The sequence below is a fragment of the Erwinia sp. PME.40.26/001 genome (assembly GCF_055556675.1).
Window position 1 is genome coordinate 204,556 of sequence record NZ_JBVHNP010000005.1, and the last position, 24,896, is coordinate 229,451.

Genomic DNA, 24,896 nt, shown 5'->3' on the forward strand with positions numbered 1-24,896 from the left:
TTATCTAACCCTGTGACATGGATGTCATGGGGCATGTGAAACAACCCCACCCGGCAGGATGTCAGGTGGACGTTAAATTGAAGAATCCTGAAGATTATCAATATGACTGAATCTTTTGCTGAACTATTTGAAGAATCCTTAAAAACAATCGAAACCCGTCCGGGTTCCATCGTTCGTGGCGTTGTTGTCTCTATCGACAAAGACGTCGTCCTGGTTGATGCGGGTCTGAAATCTGAGTCTGCAATCCCTGCAGAGCAGTTCAAGAACGCAGCCGGCGAACTGGAAATTCAGGTTGGCGACGAAGTAGACGTTGCTCTGGATGCAGTAGAAGACGGCTTCGGTGAAACCCTGCTGTCTCGTGAAAAAGCTAAACGTCACGAAGCATGGATCACGCTGGAGAAAGCCTACGAAGAAGCTGAAACTGTTACCGGTGTTATCAACGGTAAAGTGAAAGGCGGCTTCACCGTAGAGCTGAACGGAATTCGTGCGTTCCTGCCAGGTTCACTGGTAGATGTACGTCCAGTGCGCGATACGCTGCACCTGGAAGGCAAAGAGCTTGAGTTCAAAGTCATCAAGCTGGATCAGAAACGTAACAACGTGGTGGTTTCACGTCGTGCGGTAATCGAATCCGAAAACAGCGCAGAGCGCGATCAGCTGCTGGAAAACCTGCAGGAAGGCATGGAAGTTAAAGGTATCGTTAAGAACCTTACTGACTACGGTGCATTCGTTGATCTGGGCGGCGTTGACGGCCTGCTGCACATTACTGATATGGCATGGAAACGCGTTAAGCATCCAAGCGAAATCGTGAATGTTGGCGATGAAATCACTGTTAAAGTGCTGAAATTCGACCGCGAGCGTACCCGTGTTTCTCTGGGTCTGAAGCAGCTGGGCGAAGATCCATGGGTTGCTATCGCGAAACGTTACCCAGAAGGCACCAAGCTGACTGGTCGTGTAACCAACCTGACCGACTACGGCTGCTTCGTTGAAATCGAAGAAGGCGTTGAAGGCCTGGTACACGTTTCTGAAATGGATTGGACCAACAAAAACATTCACCCATCTAAAGTTGTTAACGTGGGCGATGTTGTTGAAGTTATGGTTCTGGACATCGACGAAGAACGTCGTCGTATCTCCCTGGGTCTGAAGCAGTGCAAAAACAACCCATGGCAGCAGTTCGCAGAAACCCACAACAAGGGCGACCGTGTTGAAGGTAAAATCAAGTCTATCACTGACTTCGGTATCTTCATCGGCCTGGACGGCGGCATCGACGGCCTGGTTCACCTGTCTGACATCTCCTGGAACGCTACCGGAGAAGAAGCAGTTCGTGAATACAAGAAAGGCGACGAAATCGCTGCTGTGGTTCTGCAGGTTGACGCAGAGCGCGAGCGCATCTCCCTGGGCGTTAAGCAGCTGGCAGAAGATCCGTTCAACAACTACATCTCTCTGAACAAGAAAGGTGCCATTGTTAACGGTAAAGTGACTGCAGTTGACGCTAAAGGTGCTACAGTTGAATTGGCAGACGGCGTTGAAGGCTACCTGCGTGCTTCTGAAGCATCGCTGGACCGCGTAGAAGACGCAACTCTGGTTCTGAACGTTGGCGACGATGTTGAAGCTAAGTTCACCGGTGTAGACCGTAAAAACCGCGTTGTTAGCCTGTCTGTTCGTGCGAAAGACCAGGCTGATGAGAAAGAAGCTATCAATACGGTTAATACGACTAAACCGGAAGAAGGCAACTTCTCTAGCGCAATGGCTGAAGCTTTCAAAGCAGCTAAAGGCGAGTAATCGCTCTCAGGGCAGCGCAAGCTGCCCTGTACCGTCGTTACTGTCAGAACTTTTCCTAACAGGGATAAACCGGAGGTTACATGACCAAGTCAGAACTGATTGAAAGACTTGCCGGCCAGCACTCTCATATTCCGGCGAAAGTCGTTGAGGATGCGGTAAAAGAGATGCTCGAGCATATGGCAACGACGTTGTCAGACGGCGAGCGTATCGAAATCCGGGGATTTGGCAGCTTCTCTTTGCATTATCGTGCACCTCGTACCGGGCGTAACCCGAAAACGGGCGACAAGGTTGAGTTGGAAGGTAAATACGTTCCACACTTCAAGCCTGGTAAAGAACTGCGCGATCGCGCCAATATTTACGGCGGTTAATACCTCAGGGTATAGCGATGAATCGATAAAACGACACTCCGGTGTCGTTTTTTTTTGCCTGAAAAAAGTTCCTCTGATTGAGGGATATCGCATAAAAGCCTGCTGGCCTGTTGCCGCAGCAGCGATAGTTTGTGTGACATTATCCAGATCCTTTCCAACCCCCCTGAACCCTGATGCGGATTGCTGCACACTGGTGATAACTGCAACAGGGAGGTGCTATGGTTCTGACCGTCAACCGGCTGTCATGGAGTGTGATAGCGGCGACGCTGCCGCTAAGCTTTTTACCCCAACTGCCAGGCACTGCCTTCGACCTTGCCGCATTGTGCGTTGCTTTGCTAATGGCGCTGTCCGGCTGGCGCGCTGCCAGGTACGTGGCACTGGTTCTGGTACTTTTCATCAGTGCTGTCAGCGTCGGGCGCACCATGCTGGCCCAGGCTGAGCAGCTAACGCAGTCGCGGGTAAAAACAGATATACGGGTGGAAGCCGTTCACCCCGACGGTAAAACAATCACAGTCCGCCTGTTGCGCTTTCGGGACCGGATCCTGTTCCCCCCCCTGTATGCCCGTTTGCGGATCCAGCCGCAGGAGACCGCTTTTTGTGCCGGACAACGCTGGCAGATGCAATTAGCACTGCGCCCGGTTCACGCGCAGCTAAATGAGGGGGGCTTTGATCGTCAGCGCTTTGCCCTGGCGAACCATACCCCACTGACCGGAAGGGCGCTGTCAGCGCGGGTCATGGACACAACCTGTAGCCTGCGTGACAGAGTGATGACGGCCGTGAAAAAAAACACGGTAAACCTCAGCCGGCAGGCGCTCATTTCAGCACTGACCTTTGGCGACAGATCGGAGGTCGACCGCGAAACCAGTCAGCTGCTGCGTGAAACAGGTACCGCACACCTTATGGCGATATCCGGCATGCATATTGCGCTTGCTGCCAGTTTCGGCTGGCTGCTGGCACGTATGGTACAGTTCGGTTTACCGGCATGGTGCATCGGTTACCGTCTGCCTGTATTCAGCGGGTTACTGGCCGCGCTGGCTTATTGCTGGCTTGCAGGGGGAAATCCACCTGCGCTGCGGGCTGTTCTGGCATTACTGGTCTGGAGCGGGATCCGCCTGCGGGGAATGAACTGTCAGGGCAGCCAGGTATGGGCACTGTGTATTGGTATCATCCTTTTTTTTGACCCGCTGAGCGTGCTGTCCGACAGTCTTTGGCTTTCAGCCCTGGCCGTAGCTGGCCTGCTGCTCTGGTATCATTTTTTTCCTCTGCCTCATCGTTTTTCGCGGCAAAAACGCTGGTTGCTGCTGCGTCTGCTGCATCTTCAGGCAGGGATGTTATTACTGCTGATGCCGCTTCAGGCCGTGCTGTTTCATGGCATCAGTGTGAGTGCTCTGGTGGCTAACTTGTGGGCCGTACCGCTGATTTCCTGCGTTACCGTTCCACTGATCCTGGTGGCAACGGTTGTGAATCCTATCCCCGTGATCAACCATGTGCTGTGGGAGTGGGTTAACCATTCTCTGGCGCTGGTCTTTATTCCCCTGCAGCATATCCCCCGCGGCTGGTTCGCGCTTGACCACACCATGGCTGCGGCCAGCCTGTCAGTCTGGCTGGTGATGTTAACCCTGCGTTTTGGCTGGTGGCGCACCTCTCCCGTGACTCTGTTAAGTGCGGTGCTGGTGCTGTGCAGCTGGCGCGAGGTGGCATCTTCCCCGCGCTGGCGGGTTGATATGCTGGACGTCGGGCACGGGCTGGCCGTTGTCATCTCCCGCCACGGAGAAGCCATACTTTACGACACGGGTAATCGCTGGCCCGGCGGCGATTTTGCACGCAGCCAGATCCTGCCGTGGCTTGCCTGGAAGGGGTTAAACGTGACCGGTATTATTCTCAGCCACGGGCATATAGACCACACCGGCGGTCTGGAAAGCATGCAGAGGGCGTTTCCTGACGCCACCGTGCGCAGCGCTCTCGCCCGCCCCGGGCACTTACCCTGCCGGAAAGGCGTACACTGGCGATGGCAGGATCTCCAGTTTAAGGTCCTCTGGCCGCCGCCAGGAGAAGTGCGGGAAGGGAATAATCAGTCCTGCGTGGTGACCGTGACTGATGGGAAATGGCGCGTGCTGCTCACCGGGGATATTGAAGCGCCCGCAGAGTTAAAGCTGGTTGCCGGACAGCGTGCCGGCCTGCGGGCCGATTTACTTCAGGTACCGCACCACGGCAGCAAAACTTCCTCATCGCCCCCCTTCCTGCGCGCCGTCTCTGCTTCTGTGGCGATGGCCTCCGCAGCGCGCTACAGCGCCTGGCGTCTGCCCGCCGGAAAAATTATTCAACGCTATGCTGAATACGGTGTTGAATGGCGTGATACGGCGCTTTCCGGCCAGCTTAGCGCCCACTTTTTTGTTGATTACTGGCAAGTAAAAGGATTAAGAGAACAAATAATGAACCGTTGGTACCATCAGTGGTTTGGCGTAGTCAGGTAATCCAGGTAGAATAAGCGGCTATTTCATTCAAAGCTGGTTAAATAATGCATCTGGATAAAGATCTCTCCACCTGGCAGACCTTCCGTCGACTCTGGCCTATGATCGTGCCATACAAGACGGGATTGATTGTGGCAGCCGTCGCACTGGTTCTGAATGCGGCAGGCGATACACTCATGCTGTCACTGCTGAAGCCTTTACTTGATGATGGTTTTGGCAAAGCGAATAACGCCGTTCTCCTGTGGATGCCGCTTGCGGTTATGGGCCTGATGTTAGTTCGCGGCGTGACCAGCTATGTCTCCAGTTACTGTATCTCCTGGGTGTCCGGTAATGTGGTCATGGGTATGCGTCGTCGCCTGTTCAGCCATATGATGGGCATGCCGGTCGCTTTTTTTGATCAGCAATCCACCGGTACGCTGCTGTCGCGCATCACCTATGATTCTGAACAGGTAGCCTCATCTTCCTCCGGCGCACTGGTGACCGTGGTGCGTGAAGGTGCCTCCATCATTGGCCTGTTTATTCTGATGTTTTACTACAGCTGGCAGCTGTCGCTTATCCTGATTGTCCTGGCACCTATTGTGTCGTTCGCCATCCGTACCGTCTCTAAGCGTTTCCGCAACATCAGTAAAAATATGCAGAACACAATGGGACAGGTGACAACCAGCGCAGAACAGATGCTGAAAGGGCATAAAGAAGTGCTGATCTTTGGTGGCCAGGAAATCGAGAGCAAGCGCTTTAACGCGGTCAGTAACCGCATGCGCCAGCAGGGCATGAAACTGGTTTCAGCTTCCTCTATCTCCGACCCGATTATTCAGCTTATTGCCTCACTGGCGCTGGCTTTTGTCCTTTACGCGGCAAGCTTCCCGAGCGTGATGGAAACCCTGACTGCAGGGACGATCACCGTGGTCTTCTCCTCCATGATTGCCCTGATGCGCCCGCTAAAGTCACTGACTAACGTCAATGCGCAGTTCCAGCGCGGTATGGCGGCCTGCCAGACATTGTTCTCTATCCTCGACAGTGAGCAGGAAGTGGATACCGGTAAGCGCACGGTTGAGCGTGTCAAAGGGGATATTGAATTCCGTGATGTCACCTTTACCTATCCTGGTCGCGAAATTCCTGCGCTGAAGAACATTAATCTGGCTATCCCGGCGGGTAAAACCGTGGCGCTGGTTGGACGCTCAGGGTCGGGTAAATCAACCCTGGCAAGTCTGCTGACGCGTTTTTACGATATCCAGCAGGGAAACATCCTGATGGACGGTCACGACCTGCGCGATTATACGCTGGCATCGCTGCGTAGCCAGGTGGCACTGGTATCACAGAACGTGCACCTGTTTAACGACACGATAGCTAACAACATTGCTTATGCGCGCCATGAGAAATACAGCCGCGAAGAAGTAGAAAAAGCCGCGACAATGGCCCATGCCATGGACTTTATCAACAAGATGGAAAATGGCCTGGATACCATGATCGGTGAAAATGGCGTGTTACTTTCAGGGGGGCAGCGTCAGCGTATTGCTATTGCCCGCGCCCTGCTGCGCGACAGCCCTGTTCTGATCCTGGATGAAGCCACCTCCGCACTGGATACCGAATCTGAGCGTGCCATTCAGTCTGCACTGGATGAGCTGCAAAAAAACCGTACATCTCTGGTGATCGCGCACCGTCTTTCCACCATTGAAAAGGCCGATGAGATTGTGGTGGTTGAAGATGGCCAAATCGTGGAGCGTGGCAGTCATGAGATGTTACTGGCTGAGCGCGGCGTCTATGCACAGCTGCATAAGATGCAATTTGGCCAATGATTGAACGCATCTGGAGCGGTCGCTCGGCGCTGTATCTTCTGTTGCTGCCCTTCAGTCTGCTCTATGGGCTGGTCAGTAACCTCCTGCGCCTGACCTACTGTTGGGGCTGGCGCAAGGCGTGGCGTGCAACGGTTCCCGTGGTGATTGTGGGCAATCTCACTGCAGGAGGAAATGGCAAAACGCCGGTGGTGATCTGGCTGGTGCAGGCACTGCAGCAGCGAGGATTTCGCGTGGGTGTGGTGTCGCGGGGCTACGGCGGTAAAGCCGAACGTTATCCTCTGGTGCTGGGCCCAGACGTTACCACCCGCGAAGCGGGTGACGAGCCGGTACTGATTTATCAGCGCACCGGCGCGGCAGTCGCTGTAGCACCGCAGCGCCGTCTGGCCGTCGAAGCTCTGGTTAACGGCGGTGATATTGATGTCATCATCACAGATGATGGCCTGCAGCATTATGCGCTGGACCGTGATATTGAAATTGTCGTAGTGGACGGCGAACGACGTTTTGGTAATGGCTGGTGGCTGCCCGCCGGCCCGATGCGGGAGCGCGCTGCTCGTCTGAAAAAAGTCACTGCCGTGATCGTTAACGGTGGCACGGCACAGCAGAATGAACTGGCGATGCGTCTGGTGCCGGGTCTGGCTGTGAACTTGCTTACCGGGGAGCAGCGTGCAGTGGGTGAGCTGAAGAACGTTGTCGCCATGGCGGGCATCGGTCATCCGCCGCGTTTTTTCAACACGCTGCGTCAGCAGGGCGTAGCGATCGCTAAAGAGGTGGCTTTTGCTGACCATCAGAACTACAGCGCCGACACGCTCAATACCCTGACGATGCCGGAACAGACCCTGCTGATGACCGAAAAAGATGCGGTAAAAGCAAAATCCTTTGCCAGCGCTCACTGGTGGTATTTGCCGGTCGATGCGGTCCTTCCCTCAGAACAGTCCGCTGCGTTGCTTAACAAAATCAGTGCATTAATCCCTCGTTAATGTCTGCCTGCCTGTCCGACAGGCGCTACACTTTAGCCATCTGATTTTAAGGGATGGTATGATGACGGCGGAAAAACTCTCTCTGGTTCAGGCCCGTCAGCTTCAGCTGGCGGCGCAGGGCCTGCTGCGCCCACCTTCACGTAAAGCCTGTTTTGACGATCTGCTTGCTGCCGTGCGACGGATGTCGTTGTTGCAAATCGATACGATCCACGTGGTCGCTCGCAGTCCTTATCTGGTGCTGTTCAGCCGGCTGGGTGAGTACCCCCCGGTCTGGCTCGATCAGGCCCTGGCGGAAAGACAGCTGTTTGAGTACTGGGCGCACGAAGCCTGCTTTATTCCTGTGGCCGATTACGGCCTGCTGCGTCATCGCATGCTTAACCCGTCTGCACTGGGCTGGAAGTTCAGTCAGGCATGGCGGGATCAGCATCAGCAGGAGATCGGCGATTTGCTGGCCCATATCAGCGAAAATGGCCCTGTCCGTTCTGCTGACTTTACCGCCCCCCCGGGCCAGAAGCCCGGCTGGTGGGCATGGAAACCGCACAAGCGCCATCTGGAAAATTTATTTACGGCCGGTGAACTGATGATCAGTGAACGGCGCAATTTCCAGCGTGTTTACGATTTGCGTGAGCGGATATTGCCCGACTGGGATGACCAACAACATGCTCTGAAGGAAGAGGACGCTGTCCAGCGTATGCTGGACAAGAGTGCGGCCAGCCTGGGGATTTTCCGCCTCTCCTGGCTGGCAGATTATTACCGTCTGAAACGGGCTCCCGTGACGGTTGCTCTTGCACGCTGGCGCGAAGAGGGAACAGTCCGTGAAGTACAGGTCGAAAGTCTGGGTACGCTGTACCTCCATCACTCACTGTTTGGGCAACTTGCCAGCCCGCAGGCCGCTACGCATACGGCGATCCTGTCACCTTTTGACCCGCTGGTCTGGGACCGCAAGCGCGCACGGGAGCTGTTTGATTTTGACTATCGCCTGGAGTGCTATACGCCAGAGGCAAAACGGCAGTATGGCTATTTTGTCCTGCCCCTTTTGCATCGCGGTGCGCTGAAAGGCCGCCTGGATGCGCGCATGTTGCGTAAAGAGAAAACGTTGCAGGTCAACGCGATCTGGCTGGAGGCGAACACGCGCGTCAGCCAGCAGATGGTCGGCGACTTAAGGCTGGCTCTGACACGTTTTGCCCGCTGGCAGGGCGCAGAAATGATCGAGGTCAATAAACTCCCTGAGGCCATGACTGCCTGCTGGCCCACGCGTTGGGAAATATAGCCGCCAGGGCATTTTTTCGCGGTGTGCAGGTAACCGCGCCCGTACAGCTATGATATTCTTAACCCATTGCAAAACTGGGTTCATCGCGGAGGAACCATGGATCATCGTTTACTTGAAATCGTTGCCTGCCCGGTATGTCACGGCAAACTGTATTACAACAAAGATCAGCAGGAACTCATCTGCAAACCGGATGGGCTGGCTTACCCGGTGCGTGACGGCATTCCCGTCCTGCTGGAGGTGGAGGCCCGTGCCTTAACCCTCGAAGAGAGCCATCCATGAGTTTTGTTGCCATCATTCCTGCGCGTTTTGCCTCTACCCGTTTGCCAGGTAAGCCGCTGGTCGACATTCACGGCAAGCCCATGGTGGTGCATGTCATGGAGCGGGCGCTGGAGTCAGGTGCCGATCGGGTGATCGTGGCGACTGACCATCCTGATGTGGCGCGCGCCGTTGAAGCGGCCGGTGGTGAAGTCTGCATGACCCGCCCTGACCATCAGTCCGGCACAGAACGTCTGGCTGAGGTAATCGATCATTATCAATTCCCCGATGATACGGTGATTGTGAATGTCCAGGGGGACGAGCCAATGATCCCCCCGGTGATCATTCGCCAGGTGGCGGATAACCTGGCGCAAAGCAGCGCGGGTATGGCAACGCTGGCCGTGCCGGTGGACTCAGCGGAAGAGGCGTTTAATCCGAATGCCGTGAAGGTAGTGCGCGATGCTAACGGCTATGCACTCTACTTCTCACGCGCTACTATCCCGTGGGATAGGGAGCGGTTTGCGGCCTCCCGTGACACCATCGGCGACCATTTCCTTCGTCATATTGGTATTTACGGCTATCGTGCAGGGTTTATTCGCCGCTATGTTGGCTGGGAAGCCAGCCCGCTGGAACAGATCGAGCTGCTTGAGCAACTGCGCGTGCTGTGGTACGGCGAAAAAATCCACGTCGATGTGGCAAAGGCTATTCCCAGCGTAGGCGTTGATACGCCAGAAGACTTACTGCGCGTACGCGAAGCCATGCGGTAACCCGCGATGGGGCCGTTCACGCGGCCCCGTCATTTCTGCTGCAGCCGTGTCCGTCACGAAGCACATTTCCGCGTTCAGCACCCTCATTAGACCTCTTGCCTGAAAGGAGGGCAGATGGAACACCTGCGATCTGAACTGGCACTGGTTCTTGGCGAACCGGTCAGTCGGGTGGAATGTATCAGTCAGCAACCCTTCGCCAGTCTGTATACCCTTTACGATGACCACGGCCATTCTCTGCCGCTGGTGGCGAAATACTTCAGTATGAAGGGCATTGCTGCCCAGGAAGCGCACAAGCTGTCAATGCTGATGCGTGAAGGCAAAGTGCGCGTCCCTGCCGTGTATGGTCTGGTTATCAGCCAGCAACCTCCGCTGCATGAGGTCTTGCTGATTGAACGTACGGGTGGCGTCTCTGTTGAAGCGCCAACGCGGACGCCTGAGCGCTGGCAGCAGCTCCAGGAGCAGATCGTAGAGGGAATGCTTGGCTGGCACCGAATTGACAGCCATGGACTGGTAGGCACTGTTGACAGCACGCAGCAGAATCACTGGCCGGCCTGGTACGCGCAGCGGGTCGAAGTCCTCTGGGCCACACTTGGCTACCTGCGTCCGGCGCAGCTGAGTATGGATGCCCGACAGCTGCTTTTCCGCAGCCGTCAAAGTCTGTCCACGCTGTTCAACGGGTTTGACGATCCCTGTGTTTTAGTCCACGGAAATCTGGCACCGACCAGCATCATGAAAGAGGCCTGGGCAGACCAGCTGCTGGCGGTGATCAATCCCGGCACCGTACTCTGGGCTCCGCGTGAGTTCGATCTCTATCCCCTTTGCGCAACCGGCGTCGGTGATGACATCCTCAGTTGCTACCTGCAGCGTGCGCCCGTCGCAGAGGGGTTTGTTGCACGCCGCTGGTTGTATATTGTCTGGGAAGAGATTGCCCGACTGATCCACACCGCACAGTTTGACGCTCAGCGCTTCAGCCTGGCCAGTCGCTCACTACTGCCCTGGCTCGACTGACTCCTTCGCTGCCGGATGCAGCCACTGCCAGACCAGGCCAAGGCTCTCGTAAACGGCACGTTCGCTATGCCCCAGCCAGAATGATGACGGCAGGGCCCGCTCCCAGAAATTCAGGGGAGAAGCGATCGCCAGCTGATTGGCCGGAGCAGGCCAGGGTTTGAGCCCCTGACGCTGGAAGAAGATCATGGCGCGTGGCAGATGGTTGGCTGAAGTGACCAACGCCAGCGGCCGCTGGCCCACTATTTTTGCTACTTCTTCTGCTTCCTGGCCGGTATCCCGTGGCTGATCAAGGGTGATAATATCCCCCGCTGGTACTCCGAGAGACTGGGCAACGCGTGATGCCACACTGGCCGAACTCACTGGATTTCCCTGAGCATGACCACCCGTCACAATCAGTTTCGACCCCGGGTTAGCCCGCCAGATGCGGATACCTTCAGCCAGACGGGGCAGGCTGTTATTAAGCAGGTTAGAACTGGGCGCCCACTGTGGATTCCAGGTGTAGCCGCCGCCGAGAACCACGATATACTCTACCGGGTACTGATTCTGCCAGGTCGGATAGCGATCTTCCAGCGGTGCCAGCAGGCGGTCGGCGACAGGCTGCAGGCTGATCAGAAGGAGCAATCCCCAGGCAAGGGAAATCAATGTTTTGCCACTTTTCTGCCACCGGCTAAACCAGAGCAGCATAATGCCAACTGCCATGATCAACAGCAGCATCGGCAGCGGTAGCAGCAGGCCACCAACGACTTTTTTTAGGGCGAAAAACATGAAAACAGGTTCCTTTTGTCCGAAAAAACATCACCCAAACACTAAGCGGTGACCGAAAGCTTCATTATTTGCCAGTGTATGCCAAAATACCCCGCAACTTTCAAGCCGCAACCGTTGCAGCTCATTGAATACGTCTGCTGGCGAAGAAAATGAGAGGCAGTCTGTCCGTGCGGAATAACCGGGTGACCCCCGTAGAATCATGCCCTGAACCCGGAGCCGCTGTATGCAGGATCGCAACTTTGATGATATCGCAGAAAAATTTTCGCAAAATATTTACGGTACCACCAAAGGGCGTATTCGCCAGGCCATCCTCTGGCAGGATCTTGATGCGCTGTTAGCCACCTACCCCGAAGGCGTGCTCTCCGTGCTGGATGCAGGCGGAGGAGAGGGGCAGACGGGCTGTGGCATCGCCGCTCGGGGTCATCATGTTCTGCTGTGCGATGTTTCAGAAGAGATGTTATCGCGTGCGCGCCGCCTGGCCGATGAGAAAGGTGTGAGCGGTAACATGCAATTCGCACAAATTAGCGCCCAGCAGGTTGGTCAACATTTGGATAAGCCAGTTGATCTGGTATTGTTTCACGCTGTGCTGGAATGGGTGGCAGAGCCGCAGGAAGTGCTGGCCGCGCTGTATGATGCGCTGAAGCCTGGCGGGGTGCTGTCACTGATGTTTTACAACCTGAATGGTCTGCTGATGCAGACAATGGTGCTGGGTAATTTCGGCTACCTGCAGGCAGGCCTGGCCAAGCGTAAAAAGAAAACGCTGTCTCCGGACTATCCCCGTGACCCGCAGCAGGTTTACGGCTGGCTGCAGGACTGTGGTTTTACCATTGAAAGCAAAACCGGCATCCGGGTTTTTCATGATTATCTGCGCGATAAAACCCGGCAGATTGAGCGATTTGATGAGGTTCTGGCCCTGGAAAAGCAATACTGCCGCCAGGAGCCTTTTTTAAGTTTAGGGCGTTACATCCACGTCACAGCGCGGAAACCCATAAGGCAGACGAACTATGAGTGAATTTTCCCAGACTGTACCGGAACTGGTGGCCTGGGCGCGAAAAAATGATTTTTCCGTCTCGTTGCCAACCGAACGTCTGGCTTTTTTGCTGGCGATTGCCACCCTTAACGGTGAGCGTATGGATGGCGAAATGAGTGAAGGCGAACTGATTGACGCCTTCCGCCATGTCAGCGAAGGTTTTGAGCAGACCAGTGAAACCGTGGTGGTGCGCGCCAATAACGCCATCAATGACATGGTGCGCCAGCGTCTGCTTAATCGCTTTACCAGCGAACACGCCGAAGGCAATGCTATCTACCGGCTGACTCCGCTGGGCATCGGCATCACAGACTACTACATTCGCCAGCGGGAATTTTCCACGCTGCGCCTTTCGCTACAGCTGTCGATCGTGGCCGGTGAGTTGAAGCGGGCAGCGGATGCCGCCGATGAAAATGGCGATGAATATCACTGGCACCGCAACGTGTTTGCGCCGCTGAAATACTCCGTCGCGGAAATTTTCGACAGCATTGATATCACCCAGCGCATCATGGATGAGCAGCAGCAGGCGGTAAAAGACGATATTGCCCAGTTGCTCAACAAAGACTGGCGTGCGGCTATCTCCAGCTGCGAACTGCTGTTAAATGAAACGTCCGGCACGCTTCGCGAGCTACAGGATACCCTGGAAGCCGCAGGCGATAAGCTGCAGGCTAACCTGTTGCGTATCCAGGATGCGACGATGAACAGTCCCGATCTGGGGTTTGTTGACAAGCTGGTGTTTGACCTGCAGAACAAACTGGATCGTATTATCAGCTGGGGCCAGCAGGCGATTGACTTGTGGATTGGCTACGACCGCCATGTGCACAAATTTATTCGCACGGCGATAGATATGGATAAAAATCGCGTCTTCGCCCAGCGGTTGCGGCAGTCGGTACAGAATTACTTCGATCAGCCCTGGGCTCTCACCTATGCGAATGCTGACCGCCTGTATGACATGCGTGATGAAGAACTGACCCTGCGCAGCGAAGAGGTGACGGGTGAACTGCCTTCAGAGCTGGAATACGAAGAGTTTAATGCGATTCGCGAACAGCTGGCGGCGATGATTGAAGAGGCGCTGGCCAGCTACAAGACCCAGCAGAAACCGCTGGATCTGGGCGAAGTCATTCGCGATTACCTGACACAATACCCGCGAGTTCGTCACTTTGACGTGGCGCGTATTGTCGTCGATCAGGCTGTACGCTTAGGCGTGGCCGAAGCAGACTTCTCTGGCCTGGCTGCAAAATGGCAGGCTATTAATGATTACGGAGCCAAGGTGCAGGCACATGTCATCGACAAATATTGAACAAGTGATGCCGGTTAAGCTGGCGATTGCTCTGGCAAATCCGATCTTCCCGGCGCTGGACAGCCAGTTACGCGCAGGGCGGCATATTGGTATCGACGAGTTAGATCAGCATGCCTTTCTGATGGATTATCAGGAATTTCTCGAAGAGTTTTACGCCCGTTATAACGTTGAACTAATCCGTGCGCCAGAAGGGTTCTTTTATCTGCGGCCACGCTCCACCACGCTGATCCCGCGCTCGGTGCTGTCTGAACTGGATATGATGGTCGGTAAAATACTGTGTTACCTCTATCTCAGCCCGGAGCGTCTGGCCAATGAGGGGATTTTCACCCAGCAGGAACTGCACGATGAACTGATGTCGCTGGCCGATGAAAGTAAGCTGTTGAAGCTGGTCAACCAGCGTTCTACCGGTTCTGATCTTGACCGCCAGAAACTCCAGGAAAAAATGCGCGCGTCGTTAAACCGCCTGCGCCGGCTGGGAATGGTGTGGTTTATGGGCAATGACAGCAGCAAATTCCGCATCACCGAATCGGTCTTCCGCTTTGGTGCCGATGTGCGCAGCGGTGACGATCCGCGCGATGCGCAGCTGCGCATGATCCGGGATGGCGAAGCGATGCAGCTTGACGGTGGCCTGACGCTGAACGATGAGAACGAAGAGCGTGAAGCGGATAACAACGCGCCGGATAGTGCGGAGGAAGAATAAATGATTGAACGTGGAAAGTTTCGCTCGCTGACGCTGATTAACTGGAATGGCTTCTTTGCCCGCACCTTCGACCTTGACGAGCTGGTGACTACGCTGTCAGGCGGTAACGGTGCCGGTAAATCCACCACCATGGCGGCTTTTGTTACTGCGCTGATCCCCGATCTGACGCTGCTGCACTTCCGTAATACCACTGAAGCCGGGGCTACCTCCGGTTCGCGGGATAAAGGCCTGCACGGTAAACTGCGTCCTGGCGTCTGCTACGCAGTACTCGATGTGGTTAACTCGTTGCACCAGCGTGTGCTGGTCGGGGTACGTTTGCAGCAGGTTGCCGGTCGTGACCGTAAAGTAGATATTAAACCGTTCAGTATTCACGGCCTGCCAACGTCGATTAACCCCACTGAAATTCTCACGGAGACGGTCAACGCGCGTCAGGCGCGCGTGGTGCCCATCAGTGAGCTGAAAGACCGCTTTGAAGCGATGGAAAGCGTACAGTTCAAACAGTACAACTCCATTACGGACTACCATTCGGTGATGTTTGACCTCGGTATAGTGGCGCGTCGTCTACGTTCCGCTGCTGACCGTAGTAAATATTATCGTCTGATTGAGGCCTCGCTGTATGGCGGGATCTCCAGCGCGATTACCCGCTCCCTGCGCGACTACCTGCTGCCGGAAAACAGCGGCGTGCGAAAGGCGTTCCAGGATATGGAAGCCGCTCTGCGTGAAAACCGCATGACGCTGGAAGCGATACGCGTAACGCAGTCTGACCGCGATCTGTTTAAGCATCTGATTTCCGAAGCCACCAGCTACGTGGCGGCAGACTACATGCGTCACGCGAATGAGCGGCGCATTCATCTTGATGCGGCCATGCAGGTGCGTAACGATCTGTTTACCAGCCGTAAGCAGCTTGCCGCCGAGCAGTACCGGCATATTGAGATGGCGCGTGAGCTGGGTGAACATAACGCCGCTGAGAGCGATCTGGAAACGGATTATCAGGGTGCCAGCGACCACCTGAATCTGGTACAGACGGCCCTGCGCCAGCAGGAAAAAATTGACCGCTACGACGCTGACCTCGAAGAGCTGACCTTCCGCCTGGAAGAGCAGAATGAGGTGGTCGCCGAAGCGCGTGAAGTGCAGGAAGAGAACGAAGCGCGCAGCGAAAATGCCGAACTGGAAGTGGATGAGCTGAAAAACCAGCTGGCCGACTACCAGCAGGCGCTGGACGTCCAGCAGACGCGCGCGATTCAGTATCAGCAGGCGCTGACCGCATTACAGCGTGCTCAGGAAATCTGTCAGCTGCGCGATCTCAGTATTGAAAATGCCGACGAGTGGCAGGAAACGTTCCAGGCCAAAGAGCAGGAGGCCACCGACAGGTTGCTGATGCTGGAGCAAAAAATGAGCGTGGCGCAGGCCGCGCACAGCCAGTTCGAACAGGCGTTTGAACTGGTCAATAAAATTGCCGGTCCGGTCAGCCGCAGTGATGCCTGGCAGGTGGGGCGCGATCTGTTACGCGACGCCAGTAACCAGCGTTACCACGCTGAACAGCTCCAGCCGCTACGCAGCCGTCTGAATGAACTGACGCAGCGCCTGCGTGAACAGCAGGATGCCGAACGACTGCTCAATGACTTCTGCAAGCGGCACGGCCAGCAGGTGGATGCCGGTGAGCTGGAGTCCCTGCAGGCGGAGCTGGAAGCCCAGATTGAATTGCTGAACGAGAGCGTGGCTGATGCCGGTGAGCGCCGTATGGCCCTGCGCCAGGAGCTGGAGCAGCTGCGTGAACGCATCGCACGCCTCACTAAACAGGCACCGCAGTGGCTTGCCGCACAGGAGATCCTGTCGCAGCTGAGCGAGCAGACCGGACAGTCGCTGGAAAACAGCCAGCAGGTCACGGAGTTTATGCAGCAGCTGCTGGAGCGTGAGCGTGAAACCACCGTTGAACGTGATGAAGTTTCCGCGCGTAAGCGGGAAATTGAAAAACAAATCGAACGCCTCAGCCAGCCGGGCGGTGCCGAAGACGCGCGACTGAACACGCTTGCCGAGCGTTTTGGCGGCGTACTGCTGTCCGAAATCTATGACGACGTCACCATCGACGATGCCCCTTACTTCTCCGCCCTCTATGGTCCGGCCCGCCACGCGATTGTAGTGCCGGACCTGTCGCTGATCCGTGAGCAGCTGGACGGGCTCGATGACTGCCCGGAAGATCTCTATCTGATTGAAGGGGATCCGCAGTCATTTGATGACAGCGTGTTTAACGTGGAGGAGCTGGAAAAAGCGGTGGTAGTGAAAGCCGGTGACCGCCAGTGGCGCTATTCCCGTTTCCCTAAAGTACCGCTGTTTGGCCGTGCAGCCCGTGAGAACCAGCTTGAGGTCCTGCATGCTGAACGTGAAGCGCTGGCCGAACGTTACGCCACGCTGTCCTTTGACGTTCAGAAAACCCAGCGCCTGCATCAGTCCTTTAGCCGCTTTATTGGCAGTCACCTGGGCGTGGCGTTTGAGTCGGATCCGGAAGCGGAAATGCGTCTGCTCAATACCCGGCGTAATGAGGTTGAGCGTGCGCTGACGAACCACGAAAGCGAAAACCAGCAGCAGCGTCAGCAGTTTGAACAGGCGAAAGAGGGCGTTGCCCAGCTTAACCGCCTGTTACCGCGCGTCAGCCTGTTACTGGATGATACGCTGCAGGATCGCCACGAAGAAATTCAGGAAAAGCTGGATGAAGCGCAGGAAGCTGCACGCTTTGTGCAGCAGCACGGCGCGCACCTGACCCGGCTGGAGCCAATCCTCTCTGTGCTGCAGAGTGACCCGGAGCAGCACGACCAGTTGAAGCTGGACTACCAGCAGGCGCAACAGCAGCAGCGCGATGCCCGTCAGCAGGCCTTTGCCCTGACCGAGGTCGTGCAGCGTCGTGCGCACTTTGGCTATGTCGATTCAGCCGGGATGCTGAACGGTACCAGCGACCTCAATGAAAAATTGCGCCAGCGTCTGGAGCAGGCGGAAGGCGAACGTACCCGTGCGCGGGAAAAATTACGTCAGCATCAGGCTCAGTTAACCCAGTACTCACAGGTACTGGCCTCGCTGAAAAGTTCCTACGATGCCAAACGCGATATGCTGAAAGAGTTGCAGCAGGAGATGCTCGACATTGGCGTGCAGGCGGATGCTTCTGCCGAAGAGCGGGCAAAGCAGCGCCGTGATGAACTCTACAGCGCGCTGAGCAATAACCGTATGCGCCGCAATCAGCTGGAAAAACAGCTGACCTTCTGTGAAGCCGAGATGGATGCGCTACAGAAAAAACTGCGCCGTCTGGAGCGGGAGTATCAGGCAGGTCGTGAACAGGTGGTCAGTGCGAAAGCCGGCTGGGTGGCCGTCCTGCGCCTGGTGAAAGATAATGGCGTTGAGCGCCGTCTGCACCGCCGCGAACTGGCCTATCTGGGGGGCGATGAACTGCGCTCCATGTCGGATAAGGCGCTGGGAGCCCTGCGTCTGGCCGTGGCGGATAACGAACACCTGCGGGACGTTCTGCGTCTGTCGGAAGATCCGAAACGCCCTGAGCGCAAAATCCAGTTCTTTATCGCGGTCTATCAGCATCTGCGCGAGCGTATTCGCCAGGATATCATTCGCACTGACGATCCGGTTGAAGCCATCGAACAGATGGAAATTGAACTGAACCGTCTGACCGAAGAGCTGACGGCCCGTGAACAGATGCTGGCCATCAGTTCACGCAGCGTATCGAATATTATTCGCAAAACCATTCAGCGTGAGCAAAACCGTATTCGCCAGCTGAACCAGGGGTTACAGGCGGTCAGCTTCGGGCAGGTGAAGAGCGTCCGGCTTAACGTCAACGTGCGTGAAGCGCACTCTACGCTGCTGGATGTGCTCTCTGAGCAGCATGAACAGCATCAGGATCTGTTCAAGAGCAACCGCCTGACCTTCTCTGAGGCGCTGGCAAAACTCTATCAGCGCCTGAACCCGCAGATCGATATGGGACAGCGGACGCCTCAGACTATCGGGGAAGAGCTGCTCGACTACCGCAACTATCTTGAGATGGAAGTGGAAGTGAACCGCGGATCGGACGGCTGGCTTCGTGCAGAAAGCGGCGCGTTGTCGACGGGAGAAGCCATCGGTACCGGGATGTCAATCCTGGTGATGGTAGTGCAGAGCTGGGAAGAGGAATCGCGGCGTCTGCGCGGGAAGGATATTTCTCCGTGCCGCCTGCTGTTCCTTGATGAGGCGGCGCGTCTGGATGCTAAATCCATCGCCACCCTGTTTGAACTGTGCGACCGTCTTGAGATGCAGCTGATTATCGCCGCACCTGAGAATATCAGCCCGGAGAAAGGCACTACCTATAAACTGGTCCGTAAAGTGTTCAATAATACCGAGCACGTTCACGTTGTTGGCCTGCGCGGCTTTACGGCAGAACCCACTCTGACCGCTAAAGATGCCGGGGCTGAGGCATAGCACGCTTCATACTGTAAAAAATAATGTGACGCAGTGGTAATATTTCTGCGTCCAGATTACTCTGGACAACGGCATTTGCACGTATGAGGCAAATGCCGTTTTCTGTTTCTATACTTATAACAATGACTAATTACTGCTGGCTTCCCGTTCAGCAGACTAACAGGGAGCAAGGATGTTGCTGCAGAAATCGTTTTCCGCTCAGGCTGTCGCGCTGAGTTGTAGTCTGTTTTGCTGGATGGTCAGCGTAACGCCATCGGTGGCGGGCATCCCGCCTGTCTCAGCGTCGGTGACGCACCACGTCAGCGTGGCGCAAAGTGCGTCGCAGATTGCCGCACTGTACCCGCACGGCAGCGTGCCGTTCTATTTGAAAAATCTTGCGCCCCTTTATGCCAGCCGGAGTATGCAGCCGATGTGGCAGGACGGGCAGGCGGTACAGCAGTTTCAGCAGCAGTTAGCGGAAGTGGCTATTTCTGGCGTTCAGCCACAGTTTACCCAGTGGGTCAAACAGCTGACCGACCCCGCTATTACCGGGCTGGCGCGTGACGTGGTGCTGTCTGACGCGATGCTGGGTTATCTGCAATTCACCTCCAGCGTTCCCAGCAAGGGTGAAACCTGGCTCTACAGCAATGTGCCGTATAAAATGGAAGCACCGTCAGTGGCGGTGATCAATCAGTGGCAAAATGCGCTGGCGCAGGGGAACCTGAATGGCTTTGTCCTGTCTCTGGCACCCCAGCATCCGCAGTATGCGCGCATGCATCAGGCGCTGAAAACCCTGCTGGCCGAAAACCGGCCCTGGCCGCAGCTGACCGATAAGCAAACCCTGCGCCCCGGTCAGGTCAGCAATGACGTGCCTGCCCTCCGTGATATTCTGCAGCGTACCGGCATGATGTCACCGGCCAGCGAGCCGTCGACACCGGCAGAGGAAGTGGTGGGGCCGGTCGACGCTCCACTGGTGCATGATGATGACAATGCTCAGCCTGATGCGACAGCGCACCCCGCTAACGACAGCAGCGTCGTAGTCAGCCCATCCGCCGTGCAGACGGATAATCTGCCGCCTGCTGCCCCGCAAAACGTGGGTAACGTCGATGGTGTGGTAATACCGGTCAACAGCGATAATATTTACACCCCGGACCTGGTCGAGGCGCTTAAACGCTTTCAGACCTGGCAGGGGCTGGAAGCGGATGGGGCCATTGGCATGCGCACCCGTGACTGGCTTAACGTCTCGCCTCAGCGCCGGGCCTCCCTGCTGGCGCTGAATATCCAGCGTTTACGTCTGCTGCCGGACGATATGCACAACGGCATTATGGTCAATATTCCAAATTACTCTCTGGCCTACTACGTTAACGGCAATGAGATCCTCTCTTCACGGGTGATTGTGGGCCGTCCCGATCGTAAAACACCGCTGATGCGCAGCGCGCTGAACAATGTGGTGCTCAATCCGCCGTGGAATGTGCCGACCACGCTGGTGCGCAAAGACATTGTGCCAAAAGTGAAGCAGGACCCGATGTATCTGTATAAACACGGCTATACCCTGCTTTCCGGCTGGACGAGCGATGCGGAGGTGATTGACCCGTCCATGATCGACTGGAGCATGGTTTCGGCTGCCTCATTCCCTTATCGCATCCGCCAGGCACCCGGGCCGACCAATTCTCTCGGGCGCTACAAATTCAATATGCCGAGCTCGGATGCGATCTATCTGCACGACACGCCTAATCACGGCCTGTTCCAGAAAGATATTCGTGCTCTGAGTTCAGGCTGCGTCCGGGTCAACCGCGCCTCCGATCTTGCCAGCCTGCTGTTGCAGAACGTTGGCTGGGATAACTCGCGTATTTCCAGCACGCTGAAAGAAGGGGATACCCGCTTTGTTTCCATCCGCCAGCGCGTACCGGTGAACCTCTATTACCTGACGGCATGGGTTGCCGATGACGGACAGCCGCAATTTCGTACAGATATTTACAATTATGACAATACTGCCCGATCCGGTGCTCAGGCACTGACGCCAGCTGGTCAGTTATTGCTCTAACGGTTGATTAATCAGACATTCCCCTCGGGGGGCTGGCAGGAGATAAAACCGGTGGCGGGGTGATGACATCACACTCCGCGCCGGTTTTTCTTTTCGCGGGTTGACGTAGGTTTTTTCGCCGGGTAAGGTTCCGAACGGTGCGCCAACGTGCACTGTTCCGAATCATTAAGCCAGGTAATACTGATCCATGCATAAATTTGACTCTCATCGCCGTAAGTGGCTGACGTTAGGTGGCGCCGCACTCGGTGTAGCACTCCTCCCGGGGCAGGCTTTCGCCTCGCTTTCCACGTCCCGGCCGCGCGTATTGACGCTCAACAACCTCAATACCGGTGAAAACCTTAAAACGGAATTTTTTAACGGTAAAAGCTATGATAAGGATGAATTAGCCAGACTGAATCATTTTTTCCGTGATTACCGCGCAAATAAAAGTAAAAGTATCGACCCTCATCTCTTCGACCAGCTTTTCCGTCTGCAAACGCTGCTCGACAGTCGTAAACCGGTACAGCTGATCTCAGGCTACCGCTCCCTCGGCACCAACAATTCCCTGCGCTCTCATACCCGAGGGGTCGCCAAACACAGCTACCACACGCTGGGCCAGGCGATGGATTTCCATATTGAAGGGATCTCGTTAAGCAATGTTCGCAAAGCCGCACTTTCGCTGCGGGCGGGTGGTGTAGGATACTATCCGAGTAGTAACTTTGTGCATATTGATACCGGGCCAGTCCGGCACTGGTAAACGACATCCCGGCACCCTGTGGTGGCCGGTAACGGAGTATCATGGATTATCATATTATCCCGGTCACCGCGTTCGCACAGAACTGCTCGGTGATCTGGTGTACGCAAACGCGTGAGGCCGCGCTGGTGGATCCCGGCGGCGACCCTGAAAATATTAAGCAGCAGGTAGCAGCACTGGGTGTGACGCTGACCCGCATCCTGCTGACGCACGGGCACCTCGATCACGTCGGGGCCGCCGCTGAACTGGCCGCACATTATGCCGTTCCGGTGATCGGGCCTCATAAGGCTGATAAGTTCTGGCTGGACGGGTTACCGATGCAAAGTCAGATGTTTGGTTTTGCCGAGTGTCCGCCGCTGGAACCAGACCGCTGGCTGGAGGAGGGCGAAACTGTCCGGGTAGGGGAAACGGAACTGGAGGTTCTGCTGTGTCCCGGGCATACGCCGGGACATATCGTTTTCTTTGACCGTACCGGCCGCCTGCTGGTCTCGGGTGACGTGATTTTCAGCGGCGGTGTTGGTCGTTCTGACTTCCCGCAGGGCAGTCACAGTGACCTGATCGCCTCGATTAAGACTAAGCTGCTGCCCCTGGGTGATGACGTGACCTTTGTTCCGGGGCACGGTCCGATGTCCACGCTGGGACGTGAGCGCATCAGCAATCCCTTCCTGCAATAGCGAATAAAAAAGGGTGACCACCCGGTGGGTGGTCACCCTCAGCTCACCGAATCACAGTACCGCGACAATTGCCTCGCACAGCTGAGACATATTATCCGGCGTCATGCCTGCCACGTTGACACGTCCGGAATTCACCGCGTACACGCCAAACTCCTCACGCAGACGCACAACCTGATCTTTCGTCAGGCCGCTGAAGGAAAACATCCCGTTCTGATTAATGATAAAGCTGAAGTCGCCTTTTGCGCCTTTTTCCTGCAGGGTATTAACAAACAGCTGACGCATACGCTGAATCCGTTCACGCATGCTGGTCAGCTCCTGCTCCCACAGGGCACGCAGTGCGCTGTTGTCGAGGATCGTGGCCACGACGGCAGCACCGTGCGCAGGCGGGTTGGAGTAGTTAGCACGGATGGTGGCCTTGACCTGGCTGAACGCCGTGTCGACCACGGTGGCATCAGCGGCAACCAGCGTGAAGGCACCGACGCGTTCGTTATACAGCCCAAAATTCTTCGAGTAAGAGCTGCAAACGATCAGTTCCTGATGGCTGGCGGCGAATGCGCGCAGGCCTTCAGCATCTTCTTCAAGACCCCGGGCAAAGCCCTGATAGGCAAAGTCAAACAGCGGCAGCCAGCCTTTAGTCAGCGACAGCTCAGCCAGCTGGGCCCACTGGGCCGCCGTAGGGTCGATGCCGGTCGGGTTGTGGCAGCAGCCATGGAACAGTACGATATCACCGGCCTGCGCTGCGCTCAGGCTGCTTACCAGCCCGTCAAAGTCCAGCGTATGCTCAGCAGCATCATAGTAATCATATTCACACACTTCCAGACCGGCAGCGGCAAACACGTTTTTATGGTTTGGCCAGCTCGGATTGCTCACCCAGATGCGCTTTGCGCTGGTCTGGGTGGCAATAAAGTCGGCGGCAATGCGCAGTGCGCCAGTGCCGCCAGGGGTTTGCGCAGTGCGGGCACGATGGCCGGAAATCAGTGCACTGTCTGCACCGAACAGCAGTTCCTGGGTGCAGCGACCAAAGTCAGCAATACCATCAATGCTCAGATAGTTTTTAGTGGTTTCGTTTTCCAGCAGATACTGTTCAGCTTTTTTAACGCTGGTCAGTACCGGCGTTTTGCCGGTTTCATCTTTATACACGCCAATGCCGAGGTTGATCTTATTTGGGCGGTCATCAGCGCGGAACAGATCGGCTAAACCAAGAATAGGGTCGGCGGGTGCAGCTGCAATACGTTCAAACATAGTCGAAGTCCGTTAGCTTAAATTAAAGCGAAGTGAGGACTCAGGTTACCGCCAGTAAGGGTAAATTACCAACCGTTTGCGTCAAAAAAACAGCAGAAAGGGACAAGGGAGGGGAGAAAAACAAAAACGGAGCCGAAGCTCCGTTGAGTGCACGGTTAATCGCGACCTGAGCCGCGATTAAAGGGCAATTAGAACTGGTAAACCAGGCCTACTGCTACGGTATCACCTGAGCCTATGCCCAGTTTGTTGTCATCACCGATCTGGTTGATGATGTAGTCAACGTAGGTAGACATGTTTTTGTTGAAGTAGTAAGACGTACCCACTTCGAAGTATTTAACCAGGTCAACATCGCCAACGCCTTCGATATCTTTGCCTTTAGTCTGAACATAGGCAATGGATGGACGCAGACCGAAGTCGAACTGATACTGTGCAACAAGTTCAATATCCTGAGTCTTGTTAGCGAAGCCAGAAACGTCAGTGCTCACGCCAGCATTGGTGATAGCACCTGAAATGCGGGTAGCGTTACGGCCTTCGGCATAAGACGCTGCCAGGTAAACGTTGTTTGCGTCATATTTCAGAGCAGTGCCCCAGAATTCAGCGCGGTCACCACGACCCAGGGTCGTTGCACCAGTGTTCTGCCCATTAGTACGGTCCTGAGAGCTGTATGCACCAGAGATGCCTACGCCGATCGGAGAAACGTATGAAGTGGAGAAGCCGTAGCCGTCACCGTTAGAGCGGGTGATATCGTCACGCTCGTTTTTGCCCTGGTACTGAACAGCGAAGTCCCAGCCATCAACCAGACCAAAGAAGTTAGTGTTACGGTAGGTAGCCACGCCAGTAGTACGGCTGGTCATGGTGTCAGACTGACCGAAATCACCACCAAATTCTGGCAGTACGTCAGTCCATGCCAGAGCGTCATACGCTACGCCGTAGTTACGGCCGTAGTCGATTGAGCCCAGGTCTTTCAGTTTCAGACCGGCAAAGCCCAGACGGGTTTTGTTACCAGTCTGTGCATCGCTGCCTTCAGAATTGTTAGCCTGGATGTTGTATTCCCACTGACCGAAACCAGTCAGCTGGTCATTAATCTGAGTTTCACCTTTGAAACCGAAGCGCACATAAGACTGATCGCCGTCACCAGCATAACCGTCATCATCAGAGAAATAGTGCAGACCATCAACTTTACCGTACAGGTCCAGCTTGTTGCCATCTTTGTTATAGATTTCTGCTGCGTTAGCGGCACCAGCAGCCAACAGTGCTGGGATCACTACTGCAAGAATGTTGCGCTTCATCAT

19 protein-coding genes are annotated in these 24,896 nt (G+C 55.6%); 16 read left to right on the forward strand and 3 right to left on the reverse strand.

All coding sequences use genetic code 11. The annotated features are described in order from the left end of the window. Positions 1-102 precede the first annotated feature (102 nt). From rpsA to ACZ3HG_RS16005, 9 genes are all read left to right on the forward strand, one after another. A complete protein-coding gene (gene rpsA, locus ACZ3HG_RS15965) occupies positions 103-1,779 on the forward strand; it encodes a 30S ribosomal protein S1 (protein ID WP_062743872.1) in 1,677 nt (558 codons plus the stop codon). A gap of 80 nt (positions 1,780-1,859) precedes the next feature. Continuing rightward, positions 1,860-2,147, forward strand: coding sequence for an integration host factor subunit beta (gene ihfB / locus ACZ3HG_RS15970; protein WP_062743871.1), 288 nt, complete (start codon positions 1,860-1,862; stop codon positions 2,145-2,147). 218 nt (positions 2,148-2,365) lie between these two features. Beyond that, positions 2,366-4,621, forward strand: coding sequence for a ComEC family protein (locus ACZ3HG_RS15975; RefSeq protein WP_465333365.1), 2,256 nt, complete (start codon positions 2,366-2,368; stop codon positions 4,619-4,621). Positions 4,622-4,665: 44 nt separating this feature from the next. Continuing rightward, a complete protein-coding gene (gene msbA, locus ACZ3HG_RS15980) occupies positions 4,666-6,414 on the forward strand; it encodes a lipid A ABC transporter ATP-binding protein/permease MsbA (RefSeq protein WP_191933290.1) in 1,749 nt (582 codons plus the stop codon). Then, entirely contained in the window at positions 6,411-7,391 is a 981-nt protein-coding gene (gene lpxK / locus ACZ3HG_RS15985; protein ID WP_465333368.1) for a tetraacyldisaccharide 4'-kinase, read from the forward strand. The genes msbA and lpxK overlap by 4 nt, the downstream gene beginning before the upstream one ends. 58 nt (positions 7,392-7,449) lie before the next feature. Continuing rightward, positions 7,450-8,661 (forward strand): winged helix-turn-helix domain-containing protein, encoded by a 1,212-nt coding sequence (locus ACZ3HG_RS15990; RefSeq protein WP_423244815.1) that lies wholly within the window; start codon positions 7,450-7,452, stop codon positions 8,659-8,661. Between the two features lie 96 nt (positions 8,662-8,757). Continuing rightward, positions 8,758-8,940 carry a Trm112 family protein gene (locus tag ACZ3HG_RS15995; protein WP_062743866.1) on the forward strand — a complete coding sequence of 61 codons (183 nt, stop codon included), beginning with the start codon at positions 8,758-8,760 and terminating at the stop codon, positions 8,938-8,940. Continuing rightward, on the forward strand, positions 8,937-9,683 hold the full coding sequence (gene kdsB, locus ACZ3HG_RS16000; RefSeq protein WP_465333371.1) for a 3-deoxy-manno-octulosonate cytidylyltransferase: 747 nt from the start codon (positions 8,937-8,939) through the stop codon (positions 9,681-9,683). Before ACZ3HG_RS15995 ends, kdsB begins: the two co-directional genes overlap by 4 nt. Before the next feature lie 114 nt (positions 9,684-9,797). After that, positions 9,798-10,691, forward strand: coding sequence for a YcbJ family phosphotransferase (locus tag ACZ3HG_RS16005; RefSeq protein ID WP_191936453.1), 894 nt, complete (start codon positions 9,798-9,800; stop codon positions 10,689-10,691). Here ACZ3HG_RS16005 and elyC read toward each other — a convergent pair. After that, a complete protein-coding gene (gene elyC, locus ACZ3HG_RS16010) occupies positions 10,671-11,456 on the reverse strand; it encodes an envelope biogenesis factor ElyC (protein WP_465333373.1) in 786 nt (261 codons plus the stop codon). The genes ACZ3HG_RS16005 and elyC overlap by 21 nt on opposite strands. A gap of 223 nt (positions 11,457-11,679) precedes the next feature. On the opposite strand from elyC, the gene cmoM reads away from it, so the two are divergent. The 7 genes from cmoM (at position 11,680) to ACZ3HG_RS16045 (ending at position 22,362) form a co-directional block, all read left to right on the forward strand. Further along, positions 11,680-12,468 carry a tRNA uridine 5-oxyacetic acid(34) methyltransferase CmoM gene (gene cmoM, locus ACZ3HG_RS16015; RefSeq protein WP_191933286.1) on the forward strand — a complete coding sequence of 263 codons (789 nt, stop codon included), beginning with the start codon at positions 11,680-11,682 and terminating at the stop codon, positions 12,466-12,468. After that, positions 12,461-13,783: a chromosome partition protein MukF gene (gene mukF / locus ACZ3HG_RS16020; RefSeq protein ID WP_062743861.1), complete on the forward strand. Its 1,323-nt coding sequence runs from the start codon at positions 12,461-12,463 to the stop codon at positions 13,781-13,783. Before cmoM ends, mukF begins: the two co-directional genes overlap by 8 nt. Then, positions 13,764-14,483 (forward strand): chromosome partition protein MukE, encoded by a 720-nt coding sequence (mukE, locus tag ACZ3HG_RS16025; protein ID WP_191933285.1) that lies wholly within the window; start codon positions 13,764-13,766, stop codon positions 14,481-14,483. Before mukF ends, mukE begins: the two co-directional genes overlap by 20 nt. After that, positions 14,484-18,932 carry a chromosome partition protein MukB gene (gene mukB, locus ACZ3HG_RS16030; protein ID WP_191933284.1) on the forward strand — a complete coding sequence of 1,483 codons (4,449 nt, stop codon included), beginning with the start codon at positions 14,484-14,486 and terminating at the stop codon, positions 18,930-18,932. Positions 18,933-19,167: 235 nt separating this feature from the next. After that, positions 19,168-20,955, forward strand: a complete 1,788-nt coding sequence (gene ldtD / locus ACZ3HG_RS16035; protein WP_465333435.1) for a L,D-transpeptidase — start codon at positions 19,168-19,170, stop codon at positions 20,953-20,955. A 187-nt stretch (positions 20,956-21,142) separates the two neighbouring features. Next, entirely contained in the window at positions 21,143-21,691 is a 549-nt protein-coding gene (gene mepK, locus ACZ3HG_RS16040) for a peptidoglycan L,D-endopeptidase MepK (RefSeq protein WP_191933282.1), read from the forward strand. A 41-nt stretch (positions 21,692-21,732) separates the two neighbouring features. After that, positions 21,733-22,362 (forward strand): MBL fold metallo-hydrolase, encoded by a 630-nt coding sequence (locus ACZ3HG_RS16045; protein ID WP_465333377.1) that lies wholly within the window; start codon positions 21,733-21,735, stop codon positions 22,360-22,362. A 51-nt stretch (positions 22,363-22,413) separates the two neighbouring features. Here the strand turns inward: ACZ3HG_RS16045 and ACZ3HG_RS16050 are convergent, their stop codons facing one another. Together ACZ3HG_RS16050 and ompF are read right to left on the reverse strand one after the other, a co-directional pair. Beyond that, positions 22,414-23,604, reverse strand: a complete 1,191-nt coding sequence (locus ACZ3HG_RS16050; protein ID WP_191933280.1) for an amino acid aminotransferase — start codon at positions 23,602-23,604, stop codon at positions 22,414-22,416. Positions 23,605-23,792: 188 nt separating this feature from the next. After that, a complete protein-coding gene (gene ompF, locus ACZ3HG_RS16055) occupies positions 23,793-24,896 on the reverse strand; it encodes a porin OmpF (RefSeq protein WP_274604283.1) in 1,104 nt (367 codons plus the stop codon).